This window comes from Butyrivibrio sp. ob235, from assembly GCF_900109475.1.
GTDB lineage: Bacteria > Bacillota > Clostridia > Lachnospirales > Lachnospiraceae > Butyrivibrio.
In genome coordinates this window covers 36289-57903 of sequence record NZ_FOBE01000003.1, presented here as the reverse complement: position 1 = coordinate 57903, position 21615 = coordinate 36289, and the positions used below count along the sequence as shown (strand labels likewise).

Below are 21615 nucleotides of genomic sequence, written 5' to 3'. Positions count from 1 at the left end.
TCAGATATTTATGACGCAGCAGCTGCCTTCTTATCAGGCATTGACGATACGCTCGCCTTAACAACTGCTTTTGTCTCCCATTTATGACCATGAAATCTGATCGTATTCATCACAGCTCTGAAAGCCCAGTCTATTGTCATTGCTATCCAGACTCCGAGGACTCCCATTCCAAGGCCCTTTGCGATTATGTATGCAAATCCGATTCTGAAAATCCACATTGAAACTATACTTGTTGTCATCGTGAACTTCGCATCTCCAGCACTCCTAAGCACGCTTGCTATTGTGAAGGACAGTGGCCAGATTGCCATGCAGCAGATGCTGTGATATCTGATTAGCTGCAATGCGTAATGTGTTCCAAGCTCTGTCAGGTTGTACATTCCGGCTATATTTCCCGCCAGTATGAAAAGGATAATATTAAGTGTTATCAAAAATGCGTAGGTGATTTTCAAAAGCTTTTTCACATATCCTCTTGCCAGATCATATCTTCCGGCTCCGACGCACTGACCAACTACTGTTACAAGTGCGAGTCCCATTGCCGATCCGGGGATATCCGCCAGCATCTCAACTGTGTTAGCACAGGCATTTGCGGCAATTGCAGCAGTTCCAAAACCGGAAATGAGCGATTGTGTAAGGAGTTTTCCAATCTGGAACATGCTGTTTTCCATTGCCTGCGGTACTCCGATTGATAAGACCTTCCTAAGCATGTCCGGATGCCATCCGAATCTGAAGTACTTATCTATATGAACCGGAAGCGTCTGCTTCCTGATCATAGTCAGGATCACTGTTGCTGCTACTGCTCTTGATACGAGTGTTGCATAGGCCACACCGGAAACCTGCATTCCCATTTTGAATACCAGGATGTAATTCAGTCCGATGTTAATGCCGTTCATTATTGCTGACATGACCATTGATATATGTGCATTGTTCATTACTCTGAAAAGTGCTGCCCCTGCGTTATAGGTTGCAAGGAAAGGAAAAGAACAAGCTACAATGTAGAAATAGGTGATAGCATTTTTCATTACCAGCTCATCTACATTTCCATATATAAGCTTTAATATCTGTCTGTTGAAAAGAAGTGCCACCACTGTGAGTACCCCTGAAAGGAGTATGCAGATAAACATCTGCTGGTTGGCGCCTTCGCAGGCCTTCTTTTTATCTCCCGCTCCGATGAGCTGTGCTACTACTACAGATCCTCCGGATGCCATAGCTGCAAATGCCATGATCAGGAGTACGCATATGGAATTGACAAGTGATATTCCCGATACTGCTTCCTCACCGGCTCCCGATACCATGATCATGTCTGCCATGCCTACCGTAACTGCCAGGAGCTGTTCTATTACCATCGGGATAATCAGCTTCATAAGTTTTTCTCTGCTAAACATTTCCTGCTCTCCTCCCTGTCAAACTTTCCGTATCTTTATAACAAAAAAGGCGCCGGATGTTTTATCTCCGACGCCGTTGTCTTTGCTATGGGTGTATTATATGGGCATCTGTTTTATATGACAAATACCTGTTAATTTATACCTCATAATTTTTTTGTTATACCGCTATCTTCCGATATTGCCTCCCGCTTTCTCCTATTGGTAAATTACAAATACATTTCAATAAGAGAAAAAGGCGCAACCTCTTACTGAGATTACGCCTTTGCATCTGTAATGCTTGTATTATAATTAGCACAATATTACAAAAATAAATATCTGTTGTTTTATACCTTATAACTATTTAGTTATAGGGCTTTGTCATTATCCGGGATGCGAATATGTTTATATCAGCCTTCAAAGAGAAGATCCGCATAGGTCGGGAACGGCCAGTCGTTCTTATCCACAAGCATTTCAAGCTTATCTGCGGGAGTTCTGAGCGCTGTCATTGCAGGAACTACCTTATCCTTGCAGTAATATGCTCTCTTTCTGGGTTCGGATATGCTTCTTGCCTTCTCCTCTTCCTTAATAAGCTTATCAAGAGCTTTCTTCATTGCTCCGAGCTGCTTTGTAACTTCTGTAAGTTCACTTGTCATAACCGAAACATCGCAGCCTGCTGTCTTAACTTCGTTGATATTTGAAGCAAGCCCGCCTGCGTACTTCATAACCGCAGGAATGATCTGCTTACTTGCCATATCAATCATGGTGAGTGCTTCGATATTGATAGTCTTGGAGTATGTCTCGAAAATAATCTCCTGACGTGCCTCCAGCTCTGTCTTTGTAAATACGCCGAACTTCTTAAAGAGATCGATTGCCTTCTTTGTTGTGAGGACTTCAGCTGCCTCGATGGTTGAAGGGATGTTGGGAAGGCCTCTTCTCTCTGCCTCCTTCTTCCACTCCTCGGAGTAACCGTCGCCGTTGAAGATTACTCTCTGATGCTTTGTCAGGTACTCCTTGATAATATCGTGTACTTCCATATCAAAATCGGAAGCCTTCTCAAGTCTGTCTGCTGCCTCACTGAAAGCCTCTGCAACAATTGTATTAAGCGCTGTATTTGAGCTTGCCATAGAGTCGGAGGAACCAACCATACGGAACTCAAACTTATTTCCGGTAAAGGCGAAGGGTGAAGTACGGTTTCTGTCCGTAGCATCCTTCTCAAATTCGGGAAGGGTTGAAACACCTGTCTTGAGCTTTCCGCCGCGCTTGGATCTCTTGGCTTCACCTGTCTCAATAAGCTGGTGAACAACATCCTCAAGCTGCTCTCCAAGGAACATGGAAATAATAGCCGGAGGTGCCTCATCAGCACCGAGACGGTGGTCGTTTCCAACGTCAGATGCGCTCTGTCTAAGGATATCAGCATGTCTGTCGACAGCCTTAACTATACAGGCAAGTACAAACAAAAACTGAATATTTTCATTTGGTGTATCACCGGGATCAAGGAGATTAACTCCGGTATCCGTGCAAAGTGACCAGTTATCGTGCTTACCCGAACCGTTAACGCCCTGGAACGGCTTTTCGTGCAAAAGACATCTCATGTTGTGATGCTCCGCAACTCTCTTCATGGTCTCCATGATGATCTGGTTGTGATCTACTGCGATATTAGCTTCCTCGTAAATCGGGGCAAGCTCGTGCTGTCCGGGAGCAACCTCGTTGTGCTGAGTTTTTCCGGGAACTCCGAGCTTCCAGAGCTCGTTGTTAAGATCCTTCATGAACTCTCCGACGCGCTCTCTGATTACGCCGAAGTAATGATCCTCCATCTCCTGCCCCTTGGGCGGCTGAGCTCCGAAAAGTGTACGGCCCGTGAAGATAAGGTCGGGGCGCTGCAGGCTCTTCTTCCAGTCCACAAGGAAGTACTCCTGCTCGGGACCAACTGATACATTTATTTTCTTTGCCTCAGTATTGCCGAAAAGATGAACGATCCTTAAAGCCTGCTCACTTACAGCCTGCATGGATCTAAGAAGGGGAGTCTTTTTATCAAGAGCCTCTCCGTTATAAGAACAAAATGCGGTGGGTATGCAGAGTGTTACGCCTGCACCTGTCTCCTTAAGGAAAGCGGGAGATGTGATATCCCATGCTGTATAACCTCTTGCCTCAAAGGTTGCGCGAAGTCCTCCTGAAGGGAAGGATGAAGCATCCGGCTCTCCCTTAATGAGATCTTTTCCTGAAAAAGATGTCATCATGTGTCCGTCGCCTCTGGCGCTTGTGATAAATGCATCGTGCTTCTCGGCAGTAATACCGGTAAGCGGCTGGAACCAGTGAGTATAGTGCGTTGCACCGTGCTCCATTGCCCAGTTTTTCATTGCGTTTGCTACAGCATCCGCAGAAGCCAGTGAGAGATCTCCGCCCTTTTCCATGACCTGGATGACCTCTTTGTACACACTCTTGGGCAGACGCTCGCGCATTCTCTCAAGTGTGAACACATTTTTACCGAAAAGTTCCTCAACCATGACCTGCTTACTCATATACACCTCATTTTCATTTTTTGATATTCAAGAGTATTTCGCCAATGATTGTACTATATTAGTTCGAATTACACAAACTACATTTTGCCTTTCACGTATTCTTTGAAATATGGCAGGCAGAACTGCACTTTACCGTAAGCAGACTCTTTTGAAATGACACCGCTTTTCATTTTGGTATCCCTGTTTTGAAAATTCATGGATACCAAAGTCCCCAAAAAGCCTTTTTATTTACTTTCAACATAAAAACACCGACTAATCTAAATTCAAACTTTAGATTAGTCGGTGACTCAAATCAACACGAAATATTCTCGCTTGAACCGGTATGAACTCTCAAGATATCGTACTTCTCGGTCTCCTGATCAAGCTTGATATAAAGTACCTGCTTGGGATGAGGACAGCTCTCCATCTCATCTCCGTCTTCGTTAATGATCCCGAGGACCTTGGTCTCGATGTCGCGTCCGTCTGGCTTCATTATCTCAATGGTATCGCCCACGCAGAACTTATTTCTCTGCTCGATCTTGGCAAGGCCGCGCTCATTGACCTCACCGACGATGCCGAGGTAGGTATACTCATTGACATAAGTATTTGCATCATAGATTTGGGCGTCGTCAGAGGGCTTGCCAAAATAGAAGCCTGTGGTGAACTGTCTGTAGGTACATCTTGATATTTCATCAAGATACCAGGGCATGTTCTCACGATATTTTTCTTCGGACTCGAAATAATCATCGATAGCCTTGCGATAGGTTCTGGCAACGGTTGCAACATAAAGAGCAGTTTTCATGCGGCCCTCAATCTTGCAGCTGTCGACACCTGCATCCACAAGCTCCGGAATATGCTCAATCATGCACAGATCCTTGGAGTTGAAAATGAAAGAACCTCTCTCGTTCTCGTATACCGGAAGGTATTCTCCCGGTCTTGTCTCCTCAACCACCGCATATTTCCAGCGGCAGGGATGTGTACACTCGCCGTGGTTGGCATCGCGGCCCGTGAAATAGTTTGATAAAAGGCAGCGGCCGGAATAGCTTATGCACATTGCGCCGTGGATAAAGCTCTCAATCTCAAGATCATCGGGGATATTTTCACGGATCTCCTTGATTTCCTTAAGAGAAAGCTCTCTTGCGGCAACTACTCTCTTTGCGCCCTGGTCTGCCCAGAACTTGTAGGTCTCGTAGTTTGTATTATTGGCCTGAGTTGATACGTGGATATCAATTTCGGGACAAATTCTTCTTGCCATCATGAACATGCCGGGATCTGCGATTATAAGTGCGTCAGGTCCAAGCTCCTTTAATTCATGAAAATATTCCTCTGCCCCTTTAAGGTCATCGTTGTGCGCAAGAATATTTGCAGTTACATGCACATGTACTCCATGCTCATGGGCAAACTTAATGCCCTCAGCCATATCGTCGTGGCTGAAGTTTTTAGCCTTTGCGCGAAGGCCAAAGGAGTTTCCGCCGATGTAAACGGCATCTGCTCCGAAAATTACTGCAGTTTTTAATACTTCAAGGCTGCTGGCAGGGATTAGCAGCTCTGGTTTGTGTTTTTCTCTCATATAACCCTCATCCGGCGCTTCGCGCCACCTTCCCCCAGTGGGGGAAGGCATATTATCTACTTCCTACCCTCTCAGGGAAGGCTTGTTTACAATTTCAGCGACATGGCCATGCCGTCGCCTACGTTCAAAATAACACTTTGGAGCTCGGGATCGTGCTTGATTGCAAACAGGTACTCCCGCATTCTCTCGTGGATAGTGCGGTTGCGCCTGGTTACGGCAAATCTCGACTCCATCACATCTCCGTCCTGGAGCACGTTGTCGGACAAAAGGAGTCCTCCCTTTACGAGGAGCTTCTTGCAGTCCGGCAAAAAGTTGATATATTGACCCTTTGCGGCGTCCATAAAAATAAAATCATACTGCCCGGAAAGATCCGCTAAAATATCGGCTGCATCCCCCTCAAGCAGTGTGATTTTATGGTTTGTATCATATTTATCGAAGTTCGCATGAGCAACAGGTATGCGCTTTTCAAACTTCTCTATTGTGGTTATCTTTGTATCATCGTCTGAATAGGTCGCCATCAGAAGTGCGGAGAAACCCACCGCACAGCCGACTTCGAGAATATTCTTCGGATGATTCATCTGAAGGAGGAACCTTATAAGGCTCTGGGTATCCTTCCTTATTATCGGCACGTCATCCGCAAGAGATTTTCTCTCAAGCTCATCAAGAAAAGGGGCATTGCCCTGATCAAGCGAATTGATGAAGGTGCTTATTCTCTCATCACTGATCACCTGAATCCTCCTCGCTCTCTGCGATGGAAGACGCACTCATTATCCCTATAATCTCATCCGGCGTCATTGACGGGCTGAGTTCATAGGTACCGGGTGCTATCATTCCGTGATACTCCGAAAATCTCTCCTGAAGCCAAAACAGCTTGCTGTTATTGATGATTCCCCTGTTTTCAAGGAGCTCCGCTATCTCTCCCACAGACATGCTGTCCGTTATCGATACCGACACGGTTCTGGTATCATACTTAGAAACCGGAACCTGATTATAAATATTGTATCCGTATGTATAGGCCTCAGATGCATACTTACTTATCAGCATCACAGCAACTATTACAAGCAGAACCTTGACTAAAGTATCAAGAATTCCAAGTCCTATTCCCCTTGCGTCCATAGTTCCTCTTTTCTGTCATTAGTAATTAGAATCCATGATAATAGGAAGAATCATGGGTCTTCTCTTTGTCTTCTTCCAGATAAAATCTGATAAAACATCTTTAACTATGTTCTTAAGCTTATTCCAGTCTGTAATATTTCTGTCGAGCGCCTCGGTGACCTCATCAAGCACAAGATCCGTTGCATCCTCGATCAGCTGATCGGACTCTCTAACGTATACGAATCCCCTGGATACAATGCTGGGCCCTGATACGAGCTGCGCATTTTCTCTGTCTATTCCGAACACAACAATTACAATACCATCCTCGGCAAGTCTTTGTCTATCACGGAGCACCACATTTCCAACGTCTCCGACACCGAGACCGTCAACGAGAATTGTACCTACAGGCACTTTTCCAACAACCTTGGCCTTCTCCTCGGTCAGCTCCAGAATATCTCCGGACTTTATTATGAAAATATCATCCTTATCCATTCCGAGGCCCATCGCAATGTTCTTCTGGGCTATCAGATGTTTGTACTCACCGTGAACGGGAATTGCGTACTTAGGATGAACAAGTGTGTAGATAAGCTTTATATCCTCCTGGCAGGCATGCCCGGAAACATGAACATCCTGGAAAATAACATCAGCGCCTCTCACAAGGAGGTCGTTTATGATATTTGTAACCGCCTTCTCATTACCCGGAATCGGATGTGATGAAAAGATGATTGTATCGCCGGGTCTGATGCTTATCTTCTTGTGCTGTCCGCTCGCCATACGGCTAAGAGCAGCCATGGACTCACCCTGGCTTCCCGTTGTGATAATAACTGTCTTGTTATCGGGATAATTGTTAAGCTGATCAATCTCAATCAGCGTATTGTCCGGTATCTTGATGCATTCGAGCTTCTGGGCAATATCGATGATATTGACCATACTTCTGCCCTCGACTACAACCTTCCTGCCAAATTTATAGGCAGTATTTATGATCTGCTGAACACGGTCAACGTTGGATGCAAAGGTTGCGACAATAATTCTCGAATCCGAATGCTCCTCAAAAAGTGAATCGAAGGTCTTACCCACGGTTCTCTCAGACGCCGTAAATCCGGGTCTCTCGGCATTGGTGGAATCACACATAAGTGCAAGAACGCCCTTTTTACCAATCTCTCCAAATCTCTGAAGATCAATGGGATCTCCGAAAACAGGAGTATAATCCACCTTGAAGTCACCGGTGTGAACCACGATTCCTGCAGGTGAATATATAGCAAGTGCAGCCGCATCAACAATCGAATGGTTGGTGCGAATAAACTCAACTCTGAAATCTCCAAGGTTGATGGACTGTCCGAATTTAACAACCTTTCTTCTGACCTTCTTTAAAAGTCCGTGCTCTTCAAGCTTATGCTCAATGATGCCCATTGTAAGCCTTGTGGCGTAAATCGGAACCCCTATCTCTTTAAGTACATAGGGAAGCGCACCGATATGATCCTCATGTCCGTGAGTTATCACAAAGCCCTTTATTTTATCAATGTTGTTCTTAAGATAAGTAATGTCGGGGATTACCAGGTCGATTCCCAGCATATCATCATCGGGGAATGACAAACCGCAATCCACTACAATAATACTGTCCTCATATCTGAAGGCAGTAATGTTCATTCCAATCTGCTCAAGGCCTCCAAGCGGTATAACCTGAAGCCCTGACGCGGATTTATTAGTATTCTTTTTATTCAATCAGTTTTCCTCCAAAATTGTTTCGATGGCCGAAAAGATAATCCCATGATCTGAGCCTGCCGGTCTTTTCCCCAGTCCTGAACTACCGGTATAAAGCGATTCACGGATTAAATCCCCGGATCAATCGAGTCCTATATCATCTTCTTCAAGAAGTTTTCTGAAAACAACAGCAACTGCTTCAAGCTCACTGTCATCATCTACAATTGTATAATTAGCCTCGGTTTCACCCTCAGCTGAATCATCGCGAAGTATCAGCGCCTCGCCGTCTCCATCCTCGACATCAGTCACAAGAATGTAGGATTTGGCACCTATCACAGTCTGTTCCAAAACAAAAAAATCCACCGGCTCCTCACCTTCGGGACGAAATGTTATTTTTTCCATTTATTACTCTTTTACCTCTTTATCCCTGTTATCAAGGTAGTCCTGTAAAATGATCTGAGCTGCGATCATATCCACATACTCCTTGCGGTCTGCTTTTTTAATTCCAACCTCGTCCATTATAGCGTCGGCTTCAACAGTAGTAAGCCTCTCATCCCACATGATCACGGGAAGAGATGTGCGTCTCTCGAGCTTCTCCTTAAACTCCAAGGATAAACCTGAGCGCACAGATTCAGACTGATCCATGTGCAAAGGCAACCCCAAAACTATAAGCTCAACCTTGTACTCCTGAATCAGCTCTTCAATTCTAGCCAGTGTTTTACGAAGCTTATTCTCTTCTTTTCTACGGATAATCTCTTTGGCCTGTGCCGTCATCAAAAGCTCATCACTAAGAGCAACGCCCACAGTCCTTGATCCGTAATCCAATCCCATTATTCGCATTATTTTCTGGACCAGTTATTATTCTTTATATACTCCGTGAGCATCTCTTCCACAAGCTCATCACGCTCAACCTTCATAATAAGACTTCTGGCGCCCATATGGCTCGTAATATATGTAGGATCTCCGGACATGATATATCCGACGATCTGGTTTACCGGATTGTACCCCTTCTCCAGAAGCGCCTCATATACAACGGAGAGAACCTTCTTGACCCCTGTCTCAGGATCAACATCTACTTTAAAAAATTGTGTATTTCCAAGATTAGTATCAGACATATAGCTATCCTCACATATTAAAATTGCGCCTTTTTCTCCATCAATATCGGCACATACTTGATTTTATCATAACGCATAAAGCCTAAATAAGCAATGTATCGTCTCTTAAGAAACTATTAAACGTGTGCTCCGTTATATCTCCGGACTTTATTCCGAGCTCCTCAGCTTTATCCTTCGGCACCGCAATCCTGATGTATCTAGTGGTTAGACCTATCAGATATTCCTTGCCGTCAATGGTTTCAAAGTCCTCCCAGAGCACCTTCTCCGTAGCTCCTATAAAGCTCTCTCTGTAGCGTTTTGACTGCTCTTTGGTCATTGTGAGAAGAACATTACTTCTTGCGGTCTTTTCCCTGTCAGTCAGCTGATCCTCCATCTTGGCAGCCACTGTGCCCTTTCTCGGAGAGTATTTGAACACGTGCATCTCATAAAAATCGATATCCTCTGCGAACTTCCTGCTCTCCTCGAAGGTCTCCTTTGTTTCACCGGGGAATCCAACGATAATATCCGTCGTTATTGCGGGCTTATCGTAAACCTTCCTCAAAAGACGTACGCTCTCGGCATATTCCTCAGCGCTGTAATGTCTGTTCATGCGCTTAAGGGTGTCATTGCTGCCGCTTTGAAGTGAGAGGTGGAAATGCGGACAAACCTTGGGAAGCGCCGCCATACCTTCCGCCATCTCCTCAGTGATAATGCGGGGTTCAAGGGAACTAAGTCTTATTCTGTCGATGCCTTCTATATCATTGAGCTTTTGTAAAAGTGAAAGCAGCGCTGATTCTCCCTTATCAAGGCCATAGGAGCTGATATGTATTCCGGTGAGAACTATCTCCCTGCAGCCATCAGCCGCAAGCTTCCTGACCTCACACAGAATCTCAGCCTCATCCCTGCTCCTGATGCGCCCTCTTGCATAAGGAATTATGCAGTAGCTGCAGAACTGGTTACAGCCGTCCTGAATCTTAATATAGGCTCTTGTGTGCCCGGGCATGCTTTTTAATTCCATGCGCTCATATTCCTGCGCAGGATCGTTAATCTCAGTCATGCTCTCGCCGCCAAGAAGCTTATCCACCTTAAGACCGGTCTGTTCTTCTTTCTTATCAAAATAGTCCCTTAAAATCTCGACTATTTCTGCCTTCTTATTGTTTCCGACAATAAGATCGATGCTGTCATCGGCCTTCACACCCTCTTTATCAGTCTCAACATAACATCCGCATGCCACAACCACGGCCTCGGGGTTCTTCCTCTTAGCCCTGTGGAGCATCTGCCTGCTCTTATGATCCGCGATCGAGGTAACAGAACAGGTATTGATGATATACACATCTGCCTTCTCATCAAATGTAACAATATTGTATCCGCTCTCTTGTAACTTTTGCCCCATAACATCTGTCTCATATCGGTTTACTTTACAACCGAGACTGTGTAAGGCGACACTTTTCATATTAAACCTCCGCTAATTTTGACGTATTATATCATTGACTTTTAACGTCCTTCCGTTTATCATGAAGAAAAGAAGGAGGTATTTGCGCAATGAAAACCGTAAAAATTTCTTTAAATTCTATCGATAAGGTTAAGTCTTTTGTAAACGATATTACAAAGTTCGATTATGATTTCGACCTTGTATCCGGTAGATATGTAATTGACGCAAAGTCCATCATGGGTATTTTCTCACTTGATCTTTCTAAGCCGATTGATCTTAACATCCATGCTGAAGACGGCGCCGATGAAGTGCTTTCAATCTTAAAGCCTTACATGATCTAATTTTAAAATCTACTGAAACCTGCGACAGCGTCGCAGGTTTTTTTAGATTAATAGCCTTCTGGTCCCTTGCCTTCCCCCTGGGGGGAAGGTGTCAGCGAAGCTGACGGATGAGGGGTTTTATGCCTCTAACACAATTATCTCATCCGTATCCAGTGCGGTCTGCACCAGTTCATCAATCTTCTCATCAAGTCTGTGCTCATGAGCCCTGATAACCTCAAGCCTCGGCTTTGTTACGGGATGCTTTGCCACGAAAATTGTACAGCAATCCTCGTAAGGAAGTATCGAAGTCTCATAGGCATCAATTTTCAGTGAAATATCAACAATATCCTGCTTATCAAATGCGATCAAAGGTCTGTATACAGGCATATCCGTTACAACCTCGTTGGTCGCCATAAGGCTCTCCATAGTCTGTGATGCAACCTGCCCGATACTCTCACCGGTTACAAGTCCCATGCACTTATTCTGAGCTGCAATTGTATCTGCAATTCTCATCATATATCTGCGCATGATGATAGTAAGCTCATCGTGCGGACACTGCTTATAGATATACATCTGAATATCGGTAAAGTTGATAACGTGAAGTCTGACTTTCCCCGTAAATCTCGCGATAACCTTAGCAAGGTCAACAACCTTCTGCTTTGCTCTCTCACTTGTATAAGGCGGAGCATTGAAATAAACCGCCTCAATCTCGGCACCGCGCTTTGCGATCATGTAGCCCGCAACGGGAGAATCGATACCGCCTGAAAGAAGAAGGCAAGCCTTGCCGCTGGTTCCTATCGGCATTCCGCCGGGACCGGGAATGATCTCGGAGTATATATTAACCTTCTCACGGATCTCGACACTTACGAGAATATCGGGCTCTCTGACATCAACCTTCATCTCCGGGAATGCATCAAGTACCTGTGCGCCGATTTCGGCTGCTGCCTCCATCGAATCAAGAGGATAGGTCTTATCCACTCGTCTGCACTTAATCTTGAAGGTCTTGTTTTTATCCGGATAAACTCCGTCAAGGAACTTTATAACCTCAGCTGACAAGCCGTTAATATCGGGAAGCTTTCCATCTCCGTCCCTCTCGATGCATACAGCGGGACAAATTCCGGTGATTCCGAACACTGTCTGAAGAGCAGCCACTGTCTCATCAAAGTCAAAGCCCTTCGCATTTAAGTAAATTCTTCCGGAAACCCTGAAAATGCTGAACTCACCCTCGCACTTTTCAAGAACGCGCTCCATCTGTTTTACCAGCGCCTCCTCGAAGAGGTATCTGTTCTTACCCTTAATTCCTATCTCTGCGTACTTAATTATAAATGCATGGTACTGCATGGTTTATCTCCTTGAAAACTGTCTGAGCATAGGCACTATCTCGGCAAATGCTTTCACTGTGGTATCAATCTCTTCCTTAGTCGTAAGTTCCGACATGCTGATTCTGACGGTGCTTCCGTAGAAATCCTTGGAAATCCCGATAGCCTTTAAGGTACCGGATACTGAAGGGTGACTTGACGAGCAGGCGCTTCCCGCTGATACGTAAATCTCCTTATCCTCCAGGGCATGGAGCAACACCTCTGCCCTCACGCCTTTAACAGACACACTGATGATATGCGGAGCTGTCTCCCCGATAGCTTCTGTCAGCTCGTCCTCTGAAAAATCGTAAATGCGCTTTTCCGAGGTATCAAGTCCGTTAATCCTTATATCCTGAAGAGCCCCTGCAAGGCCTGTAATAAGCTGCTTTTTGCGAGCATAGAGAGTCTCTATTTTTTCATCAAAACCCTTGTAAATCTCCTGCGCTGCTCTGCCAAGTCCAACAATTCCGGGAACGTTCAGTGTACCCGAGCGCATGCCGCCCTGCTGGCCGCCGCCGTAGCTTATGGGAAGAATTCGAACTCCGTCTCTTACATATAAAAAGCCGATGCCCTTGGGACCGTGTATCTTATGACCGCTGACGGACATCATATCTATTCCGAGGTTCTTGGGAATAATCATCTGTTTCCCGTATCCCTGAACGGCGTCCACATGGAATAGAATCTTGGGATTAGCCGCATGAATGATTTTTCCTGCTTCCTCAAGAGGCATCACTGAGCCAAGCTCATTGTTGACCGCCATGATTGAGACAAGGATAGTGTCCTCTCTGATAGAATTCTTAAGCTCATCAAGGTCTATGACGCCCTTCTCATTGACGCCAAGGTAAGTCACCTCAAAGCCCTGATCCTCAAGATACTTCATGGAGTTCAGGATTGCCGGATGCTCAACGCTTGTGGTGATGAGGTGCTTCCCCTCTCTGTGATGAGCCATTGCTCCGCCGATTATGGCTGTATTATCGGACTCTGTGCCGCCTGAAGTGAAAAGTATTTCCTTCGGCTTCGCCTTGAGAGTCTTTGCAATTTTCTCTGTTGCTTCCTTTACAAATTGTTCTGCCACAACTCCCTTGTGATGCATGCTGGAAGGATTACCGTAATCCTCGGTCATCATTTGGAGAGTCAGCTTCGCCACGTCGTCATAAACGCGCGTAGTGGCGGAATTATCTAAATATATTTCCATTGTTTGCCTTTCATTCCCCTCATCCGTCAGCTTCGCTGACACCTTCTCCCCTAGAAGAAGGCATAGCATTGTATTCAAACTTCAAGATTATACATTAACCATGCGAGCATTGTAAAGCCTGCGGTTTCTGTGCGCAAAATGCGCTTGCCCATGGTGATGGTCTTAAAACCTGCCTCACCGGCATAGCTTACCTCTTCATCGGCGAAGCCGCCCTCAGGTCCGACGAATATTCCGATGCTCTGTCCTGGCTCAATCGAATCGATGACTTCCCTGGTGTATTCCATGCCCTCTGCCATCTCATAGGGAAGAAGCTTCACATCAAGACTCTCAGCATATTTAACTGCTTCCTTGAAGGTCATGGGCGCTTTAACCTCGGGTATAACTCCGCGCTTACTCTGCTTAGCAGCGGCTTCCGATATGGCATTCCATCTCTTAATTTTATTCGCCGCGCGCTTTTCATCGAGCTTCACAACGCTTCTTTTCATGGAAACCGGTATTATCTCAAAAGCACCAAGCTCCACGGCCTTCTGGATTATGAGTTCCATCTTGTCCGCCTTGGGAAGTCCCTGGAACAGATATATCTTAGAAGGAAGCTCTGCGCCGGATTCCTTAATGAAGCGCAGTTCCCCGATAAGTTCGGTGTCGGAGATCGATTCGATGCCGAATCTGTATTCCTTCTGATCGGCGGCGTCCTCATCCATCAGGCTTACCGAGAATTCCTCGCCCGGTTTCATCCTAAGGACATTGACCATATGATTATAGTCATCGCCTGTGATTACTATTCTTTTTTGGTTGTCTATAAGTTGGGTGCTGCTTGTAAAAAAATGGTACATAGGCCCCTCAATTCTTCTTGGAAATCACACTGACCCACTCGCCCTGCTTGCAGACCTCGATAATATCAAGGCCGGCGTCCTCGTGAGCCTTTCTGATAACATCTTCCTTGGCTTCAATGATTCCGGAGGTAATGTAAATGCCGCCGGTTTTCAGAAGGCCGGGAACGATGGGTGTGAGCGGAACAAGAACGTAGGGAAGGATATTGGCTACGACGATGTCATACTTCTCCTTGCCAACCTCTTCCTGAACCTTCTCATCATCTATAATGTTTCCGATTATAAGGTCAAAATCCTTATCTGCGATGTCGTTGTTTTTCTTATTATCATCTACTGCCGGCTCTGAGCAGGGATCAAGGTCTGTTCCGACGCAGTGGCCTGCTCCGAATTTCATTGCAAGAATGGATAGCACTCCGCTTCCGGTTCCGATGTCGAGCACCTCTGCTTCGGGAGTCATATATTTCCTAAGAGCCCTTATGCAAAGCTGAGTGGTCTCGTGCATTCCTGTACCAAACGCGGTTCCGGGATCAATATGAAGTGTGATGTTCGCTTTTTTCTTATCCTCCTCGTCGGGAGTCTCCCAGGAAGGAATTACCAGAACATCATCCACCAGGAACTTATGGAAATACTGCTTCCAGTTGTTAATCCAGTCGATATCCTCAGTCACATCAACGGAAATCGTTCCGTCGCCTATATCGGAAAAGCTTGAAAGCTCATCGAGAACTCCCCTAATCTCCTGCTTTATCTGATCGGGAGTCTTCTTTATTTCAACCTCTTCACCGTTATCATCATACTCGTGGACGGTCAGCATATTGTCGTCGTCGACTTCGAGAAAAAAGTTCAGATATGCAACACCCTCCTCACCCGGAGCTATTACCGCGCAGCTGTCAACACCTGTCTCCTCATCATCCGCATCCTGAAGATCATCCGTAAACATCTGCTCCTTGTCGGCAGCTGTGAGAGGGGCATTATCCTCTATCTGCGCACCTTCAAGACCGATATCCATCATACTGCTGACAATGATATCCTCTGACTCTTCGTTTGTTCTGATTCTAAAACGCATCCACTTCATAGTTTTACTCCGTTTTTCTAATCTATTTTCAGGAAAAGTATATATAAGTACAATAACAGAAATAGCGGGGAGCTTGTACTCCCCGCTCTGTAATTATGTTTTATTTCTTCTTACCGAAAAATCCGCCCTTTTTCTTACCGCCATCATCATTTCCATCCTTATCTCCGGAAATGCTGTCGGCAGCATGCAAGCTGTCTCCGGTCTTCTCATCAAACTGCTTAAGGAGCTCCTTCGCTTCCTTGGAAAGCTTATCCGGAACCTGAACTACAAGAGTAACATAGTGGTCACCTCTTACATCCTTGTTCCTGAGTGTCGGAACACCCTTTCCGCGAAGTCTTACTCTCGTATCTGTCTGAGTACCTGCCTTAACATCATAGAGCACCTTACCGTCAACGGTATCAATAGCAACCGTTCCGCCGAGTGCAGCTATTGCATAAGACATAGGAACTGTTGAGAAAATATCATAATCCTGTCTCTGGAAAATAGGATGATCCTGTACGATAACCTCTACAAGAAGATCTCCTCTCGGTCCGCCGTTTCTGCCGGGCTCACCCTTTTCACGGATACGAACGCTCTGTCCGTTATCAATACCTGCGGGGATTGAAACCTGAATTCTCTTGTTGCTTGCAACATATCCTGTTCCGCCGCAATCGGTACACTTATCCTTAATTACCTTACCGCTTCCGTTACAGTCGGGACATGTCTGAACATTTCTGACTGTGCCGAAGAAGGACTGCTGTGTGAATACAACCTGACCTTTACCACCGCACTTGGGACACATCTGAGCTGTTGTTCCCGGCTTAGCACCGGTTCCCTTACAGGTCGGGCAGGGATCCTTAAGTCTAAGTTCCAGTTCCTTCTCACATCCGAAAACTGCTTCCTCAAAGGTTATACGAACGCTGGCACGAATATTTGCTCCCTTTGCAGGGCCGCTCCTCGCACCCTGGCTCCTTCTGCCACCTCCGAAGAAATCTCCGAATATATCACCGAATATATCGCCAAAGTCTGCTCCACCGAAGTCGAATCCGCCATATCCGCCGGCACCGCCCTCAAATGCAGCGTGACCGAACTGATCATACTGACGTCTCTTCTCAGGATCGCTCAAAACCGCATACGCCTCGGATGCCTCCTTGAACTTGTCTGCTGCAGCTGCATCTCCGGGGTTCATATCCGGATGGTACTTCTTTGCAAGCACACGGTATGCTTTTTTTATTTCATCATCACTGGCTCCCTTGCTAACTCCAAGGACCTCGTAATAATCGCGCTTCTGATCTGCCATGTGTCTCTCCTAATTTACGCTAATTGCCCAATACATCTTATCTGATGTATTGGGCATTAGCAATCATTAAATTATTAAACTTTTATAAACCCCTCATCCGGCGCTTCGCGCCACCTGTCTACGCTCCGCTTCGGTCCGCGCTAAACCGACGTCCCCCGGACGTCGAGCGCCCCCAGGGGGAAGGCTATGGGTTTTAAACTTCCCTATAGTCGCCGTCAACTACGTCGTCTGCATTACCTGCATCTGAGCTCTGAGCTGAGCCGCCCATGCCGCTCATGTCAGGGCCTGCACCCTGAGCACCTGCTGCGCCCTGAGCACTCTCATAAACCTTAGCGAAGAGAGCCTGAGCATCAGTCATGAGTTTCTCCTTCTGGCTCTTGATTGTGTCGATCTCGCTGTCTGTAAGCTCACGATCCTTAGTCTGCTCAAGAGTATCCTTGAGAGCCTTGAGGTCATCCTCTACAGTCTGCTTCTGAGAAGGATCGATCTTGTCGCCAACTTCCTGAATAGCCTTCTCTGTCTGGAATACGAAGGAATCAGCTTCGTTTCTAGCGTCAATGCCTTCCTTACGCTTCTTATCCTGAGCTTCGTACTCAGCAGCTTCCTTGATAGCCTTATCGATATCCTCGTCAGACATGTTGGAGCCAGCTGTGATTGTGATGTGCTGCTCTTTACCTGTTCCAAGATCCTTAGCGGATACGTTAACGATACCGTTTGCATCGATATCAAATGTAACCTCGATCTGCGGAACACCTCTCATTGCCGGAGGGATTCCATCAAGACGGAACTGTCCGAGTGACTTGTTGTCCTTAGCGAACTGTCTCTCACCCTGAAGAACGTTGATATCAACGGCTGTCTGGTTATCAGCTGCAGTTGAGAATACCTGGCTCTTCTTTGTAGGAATAGTTGTGTTACGCTCGATAAGTCTTGTAGCAACACCACCCATTGTCTCGATTGAAAGTGAAAGAGGTGTTACATCAAGAAGAAGGATATCGCCTGCACCTGTATCGCCTGCAAGTTTACCACCCTGGATACCTGCACCTACTGCTACGCACTCATCGGGATTAAGGTTCTTTGACGGCTCATGTCCTGTGAGCTGCTTAACCTTCTCAACTACGCAGGGAACACGTGTTGAACCACCTACAAGGAGAACTTTTCCAAGGTCTGAATAGTTAAGGCCTGCATCCTTCATAGCGTTCTGTACCGGAATAGCACTTCTCTCTACGAGGTCGTGGATAAGCTCCTCGAACTTAGCTCTTGTGAGATCCATATCAAAGTGCTTGGGGCCTTCTGCTGTAGCTGTGATGAAAGGAAGGTTGATGTTGGTTGTTGTGGAAGAAGAAAGTTCCTTCTTAGCCTTCTCAGCTGCTTCCTTAAGTCTCTGCATAGCCATCTTATCGCTTGAAAGGTCTACGCCTTCCTTAGCCTTGAACTCAGATACCATCCAGTCGATGATCTTCTGGTCAAAGTCGTCACCACCGAGGTGTGTGTCACCGTTTGTTGAAAGAACTTCGATAACACCGTCACCTATATCGATGATTGATACGTCGAAGGTACCACCACCAAGGTCGTATACCATGATCTTCTGCTCTTTTTCGTTATCAAGACCGTAAGCAAGAGCTGCTGCTGTAGGCTCGTTGATAATACGCTTTACTTCAAGACCTGCAATCTTACCTGCATCCTTTGTAGCCTGACGCTGTGCGTCATTGAAGTATGCGGGAACTGTGATTACTGCCTCTGTTACTTTTTCGCCGAGATACTGTTCTGCGTCTGCCTTCAGCTTCTGGAGAATCATAGCTGAAATCTGCTGAGGTGAATACTTCTTGCCGTCGATTGTGCGGCCGTTGTCTGTACCCATATCTCTCTTGATTGATGAGATTGTGTTCTCAGCGTTTGTTACTGCCTGACGCTTAGCGGGCTCACCTACGAGACGCTCGCCATTCTTTGTGAAAGCTACAATTGAAGGTGTTGTTCTTGCACCCTCAGCGTTAGCGATAACGGTGGGCTGACCACCTTCCATAACAGCTACGCAGCTGTTGGTTGTTCCTAAATCGATACCTATGATCTTACTCATTTTATTTTCCTCCGTTTAATTTCAAGACCCCTCATCCGGCACTTCGTGCCACCTTCTCCCAAGGGAGAAGGCTTATTTGAGGTGGCATTTCTTGTAAAATTGTTCTATATATTACTTCGCAACGGCAACCATGCTGTGTCTGAGCACTGTGTCGTGATACATATAACCCTTCTGAAGCTCCTGTGCCACGAATCCTTCCTCGACATCTTCGCTCTCAACCTGCATTACAGCGTTGTGGAAATTAGGATCAAATTCCTTTCCAACGGCTTCGATGGGAGTTACACCAAGATCCTCAATCTGCTTCATAAGCTGCTTGTATATCATATTCATTCCGTCTGCAAAAGCGGAATTCTTCTCTTCTTCAGGGACAGCAGCAAGTCCTCTTTCGAAGTTATCTACAACAGGGAGAATTTTCTCAAGTACACTGGATGCTCCCTGGTTGAACATCTGCGCCTTTTCTCTGTCGGTTCTTGTTCTGAAGTTCTCAAACTCAGCAAGCTGGCGCATGTACTTATCCTGCATCTCTTCAAATTTTTCTTTGTAAGGGTTCTTCTTTTCCTTTTTACCGAAAAGACCTTTCTTCTCACCCTCGGCGTTTTCAGTGTTCTCGGCACCTTCTACGCTCTCAGCAGCCTCTGCTACAGCTTCGGCAGCCTCTTCCTCTGCGGCCTCGGCAACCTTGTTTGCTGCATCAGCTACCTTTTTAGCCTTCTCGGCAACTTCCTGCTGAAGTTCCTTTGCAGTTTTCTTACCGGACACTGTATTTGTATCCTTCTTAACTTCCTTACTCACTTAAATACTCCTTATGGTTCTATTCTTTTTTATATAAATCATCCAGAGCTCTCATCATATTCTTAAGTGCTCCGACAACTTTGTCGTAATCCATTCGCTTAGGTCCGATAACTCCTACCGTTCCTCTCATGCCCTCTCCGAGATCGTAGGTCGCTGTTACAACGCTGCAATCCTTCATGGACTGAACCGGAGACTCATTACCGATGTAAACCTGTATACCTGTCTCCTCTGAGGAGGACTGAAGCGCATTCTCAACGATACTTGTAAGATCGCTCTTATCCTCAAAAGTGGTTATGAGGTCACTTGCTCTCTCCTTATCAGCAAGCTCGGGATATCTGAAAATGTTGTTCGCACCGCTGGTGTAAATCTGAAGGTCCTCATCCTCCGTAATGGCATCTCCGGCTGTATCGAGTATCTTGTCGATTATCTCGCTGTGGATACCCGCCTCCTGCTTCATCGCAGTTATAAGTCCGAGGTTAATGTCCTCTACGGAAAGTCCTGCAAGTCTGGTATTAAGCAGGATATTGAGCTTAAGCATATCCGCTTCGGAAAGCTCCTGCTCCACCTCAACCATTCGGTTCTTAATTACGTTTCCTTCTATTACTATAGTGGTAAGAATGTGTTCCTCATCCACTCTGGAAAGCTGTACGAATTTCAGCTTATTCCTTCTGATCATGGGTGCTGAGATCATTGAAGCGTAGTTGGTATCAACCGCCAGGGTCTTGGCAACCTGCTTAAGGAGCTTCTCAAGCTTCTCTTCTTTATCAAGAAGCATCTCCTTCATGTTCTCAACTTCCTGTTCCTTCTCAGCGAGCATCTCATCTACATAAACTCTGTAGCCCTGATCTGACGGAATACGTCCCGCGGAAGTATGAGGCTGCAATATAAGTCCCATCTCCTCAAGATCCGCCATCTCGTTTCTGATGGTAGCCGAACTGAGATTAAGATCCGTGTACTTGGAAATCGTCCTACTGCCCACCGGCTCGCCTGTCTCGAGGTAATTGCGAACAATTGCATGCAGTATTTTCTTTTTTCTGTCATCCAGTTGCATCACAAACCTCCTTTTTGATGTGTTAGCACTCAACGTCATTGAGTGCTAACATCTTCTGAGAATAAATTACCACTATAAATTATTAATGTCAATAAAAAACCCCAAGGATTTCTCCCTGGGGACGAATAATCTACATATATGTGATAAAGTCCCGGCCTGCAGCAAGCAAGCTTGCCAGGCCGGGACCTTCCATCCTTGTTTATCACATCCCAAAATCAGCATGAACCTCGCCGTTAACAACGAAGTATACTCTTTCCTCTTCGGGCTTTACATAAAGCTCAAGAGTCTTGATCTCGGAAACTTTTCTTCCCATATCATACTGCCATACATTCTTGGCATTCTCGATAAAGGTGTCATATGTAACGCTCTTATCAGCATACTGAAGAACGATATTTGTCTTTGTTGCAGGAGCCTTTGCAGCTGTTGTCTTCTTTGCTGCGGGCTTCTTAGCTGCTGTAGCTTTCTTTGCTGCTGTAGCTTTCTTTGCTGCAGGCTTCTTAGCTGCGGGCTTAGCTGCTGCCTTAGTCTCAGTCTTCTTGGCTGCTGCCTTGGTTGCTGTAGCCTTTTTAGCAGGTGCTGCCTTCTTTGCTGCAGGCTTCTTCTCTTCCTTCTTATCAGCTGCCTTGGTCTCAGTCTTCTTAGCTGCTGCCTTAGTTGCTGTAGCCTTCTTTGCTGCGGGCTTCTTTGCTGCTGCCTTCTTTGCTGCAGGCTTCTTAGCTGCTGTAGCCTTCTTCTCCTCAGCCTTAGGTGCCTCTGCCTCAGCAGGCTTTACTTCATCCTTCTTTTCTGCAGCAATTACCGGTTTCTTGATAGTCGCAATCGGCTTTAAAGCTGCTTCTCTCAACTTGTCTTCAGCCATATCTCCCTCTCTTTCCGTAAGGAACGCGTGTTAT

The 21615-nt window shown here is 46.0% G+C and carries 20 protein-coding genes; 1 reads left to right on the top strand and 19 read right to left on the bottom strand.

All coding sequences use genetic code 11. The annotated features are described in order from the left end of the window. Window positions 1-8: 8 nt before the first annotated feature. The 10 genes from BMW61_RS04425 to mtaB all read right to left on the bottom strand — a co-directional run bounded on the left by BMW61_RS04425 (window position 9) and on the right by mtaB (window position 10772). The gene (locus BMW61_RS04425; RefSeq protein WP_091820017.1) at window positions 9-1382 is read right to left on the bottom strand and encodes an MATE family efflux transporter; all 1374 of its coding nucleotides are present in this window, start codon (window positions 1380-1382) and stop codon (window positions 9-11) included. A 386-nt stretch (window positions 1383-1768) separates the two neighbouring features. Continuing rightward, window positions 1769-3880: a glutamine synthetase III family protein gene (locus tag BMW61_RS04420; protein ID WP_091820016.1), complete on the bottom strand. Its 2112-nt coding sequence runs from the start codon at window positions 3878-3880 to the stop codon at window positions 1769-1771. Between the two features lie 292 nt (window positions 3881-4172). Then, a complete protein-coding gene (locus tag BMW61_RS04415) occupies window positions 4173-5429 on the bottom strand; it encodes a peptidase U32 family protein (RefSeq protein ID WP_026498335.1) in 1257 nt (418 codons plus the stop codon). A gap of 86 nt (window positions 5430-5515) precedes the next feature. Next, window positions 5516-6157: an O-methyltransferase gene (locus BMW61_RS04410; RefSeq protein ID WP_091820014.1), complete on the bottom strand. Its 642-nt coding sequence runs from the start codon at window positions 6155-6157 to the stop codon at window positions 5516-5518. After that, window positions 6147-6545, bottom strand: coding sequence for an endolytic transglycosylase MltG (locus BMW61_RS04405; protein ID WP_091820013.1), 399 nt, complete (start codon window positions 6543-6545; stop codon window positions 6147-6149). Before BMW61_RS04405 ends, BMW61_RS04410 begins: the two co-directional genes overlap by 11 nt. An 18-nt stretch (window positions 6546-6563) precedes the next feature. Beyond that, window positions 6564-8246 carry a ribonuclease J gene (locus BMW61_RS04400; RefSeq protein WP_022760357.1) on the bottom strand — a complete coding sequence of 561 codons (1683 nt, stop codon included), beginning with the start codon at window positions 8244-8246 and terminating at the stop codon, window positions 6564-6566. A gap of 120 nt (window positions 8247-8366) precedes the next feature. After that, a complete protein-coding gene (locus BMW61_RS04395) occupies window positions 8367-8627 on the bottom strand; it encodes a DUF1292 domain-containing protein (protein WP_022760358.1) in 261 nt (86 codons plus the stop codon). 3 nt (window positions 8628-8630) lie between these two features. Next, window positions 8631-9065: a Holliday junction resolvase RuvX gene (gene ruvX / locus BMW61_RS04390; protein ID WP_022760359.1), complete on the bottom strand. Its 435-nt coding sequence runs from the start codon at window positions 9063-9065 to the stop codon at window positions 8631-8633. Further along, window positions 9065-9340: an IreB family regulatory phosphoprotein gene (locus BMW61_RS04385; RefSeq protein ID WP_026498337.1), complete on the bottom strand. Its 276-nt coding sequence runs from the start codon at window positions 9338-9340 to the stop codon at window positions 9065-9067. Before BMW61_RS04385 ends, ruvX begins: the two co-directional genes overlap by 1 nt. Before the next feature lie 82 nt (window positions 9341-9422). Continuing rightward, complete coding sequence (gene mtaB / locus BMW61_RS04380; RefSeq protein ID WP_091820012.1) at window positions 9423-10772, bottom strand: tRNA (N(6)-L-threonylcarbamoyladenosine(37)-C(2))-methylthiotransferase MtaB; 1350 nt, start codon at window positions 10770-10772, stop codon at window positions 9423-9425. Window positions 10773-10861: 89 nt separating this feature from the next. On the opposite strand from mtaB, the gene BMW61_RS04375 reads away from it, so the two are divergent. Next, the gene (locus BMW61_RS04375; protein ID WP_022760362.1) at window positions 10862-11092 is read left to right on the top strand and encodes an HPr family phosphocarrier protein; all 231 of its coding nucleotides are present in this window, start codon (window positions 10862-10864) and stop codon (window positions 11090-11092) included. A gap of 117 nt (window positions 11093-11209) precedes the next feature. Here the strand turns inward: BMW61_RS04375 and thiI are convergent, their stop codons facing one another. The 9 genes from thiI to BMW61_RS21800 form a co-directional block, all read right to left on the bottom strand. Next, window positions 11210-12412: a tRNA uracil 4-sulfurtransferase ThiI gene (thiI, locus tag BMW61_RS04370; RefSeq protein WP_022760363.1), complete on the bottom strand. Its 1203-nt coding sequence runs from the start codon at window positions 12410-12412 to the stop codon at window positions 11210-11212. A 3-nt stretch (window positions 12413-12415) separates the two neighbouring features. Further along, window positions 12416-13624 carry a cysteine desulfurase family protein gene (locus BMW61_RS04365; protein ID WP_091820133.1) on the bottom strand — a complete coding sequence of 403 codons (1209 nt, stop codon included), beginning with the start codon at window positions 13622-13624 and terminating at the stop codon, window positions 12416-12418. A gap of 74 nt (window positions 13625-13698) precedes the next feature. Continuing rightward, on the bottom strand, window positions 13699-14457 hold the full coding sequence (locus tag BMW61_RS04360; RefSeq protein ID WP_091820011.1) for an RsmE family RNA methyltransferase: 759 nt from the start codon (window positions 14455-14457) through the stop codon (window positions 13699-13701). Window positions 14458-14464: 7 nt separating this feature from the next. Further along, the gene (locus BMW61_RS04355; protein WP_091820010.1) at window positions 14465-15526 is read right to left on the bottom strand and encodes a 50S ribosomal protein L11 methyltransferase; all 1062 of its coding nucleotides are present in this window, start codon (window positions 15524-15526) and stop codon (window positions 14465-14467) included. A gap of 100 nt (window positions 15527-15626) precedes the next feature. Further along, window positions 15627-16805, bottom strand: coding sequence for a molecular chaperone DnaJ (gene dnaJ, locus BMW61_RS04350; protein WP_022760367.1), 1179 nt, complete (start codon window positions 16803-16805; stop codon window positions 15627-15629). A 193-nt stretch (window positions 16806-16998) separates the two neighbouring features. After that, entirely contained in the window at window positions 16999-18879 is a 1881-nt protein-coding gene (gene dnaK / locus BMW61_RS04345) for a molecular chaperone DnaK (protein ID WP_022760368.1), read from the bottom strand. 111 nt (window positions 18880-18990) lie between these two features. After that, on the bottom strand, window positions 18991-19671 hold the full coding sequence (grpE, locus tag BMW61_RS04340; protein WP_242829918.1) for a nucleotide exchange factor GrpE: 681 nt from the start codon (window positions 19669-19671) through the stop codon (window positions 18991-18993). A gap of 19 nt (window positions 19672-19690) precedes the next feature. Then, window positions 19691-20722 carry a heat-inducible transcriptional repressor HrcA gene (gene hrcA, locus BMW61_RS04335; protein WP_044959000.1) on the bottom strand — a complete coding sequence of 344 codons (1032 nt, stop codon included), beginning with the start codon at window positions 20720-20722 and terminating at the stop codon, window positions 19691-19693. Window positions 20723-20924: 202 nt separating this feature from the next. After that, window positions 20925-21581, bottom strand: coding sequence for a DUF6465 family protein (locus tag BMW61_RS21800; protein WP_175475098.1), 657 nt, complete (start codon window positions 21579-21581; stop codon window positions 20925-20927). Window positions 21582-21615 lie beyond the last annotated feature (34 nt).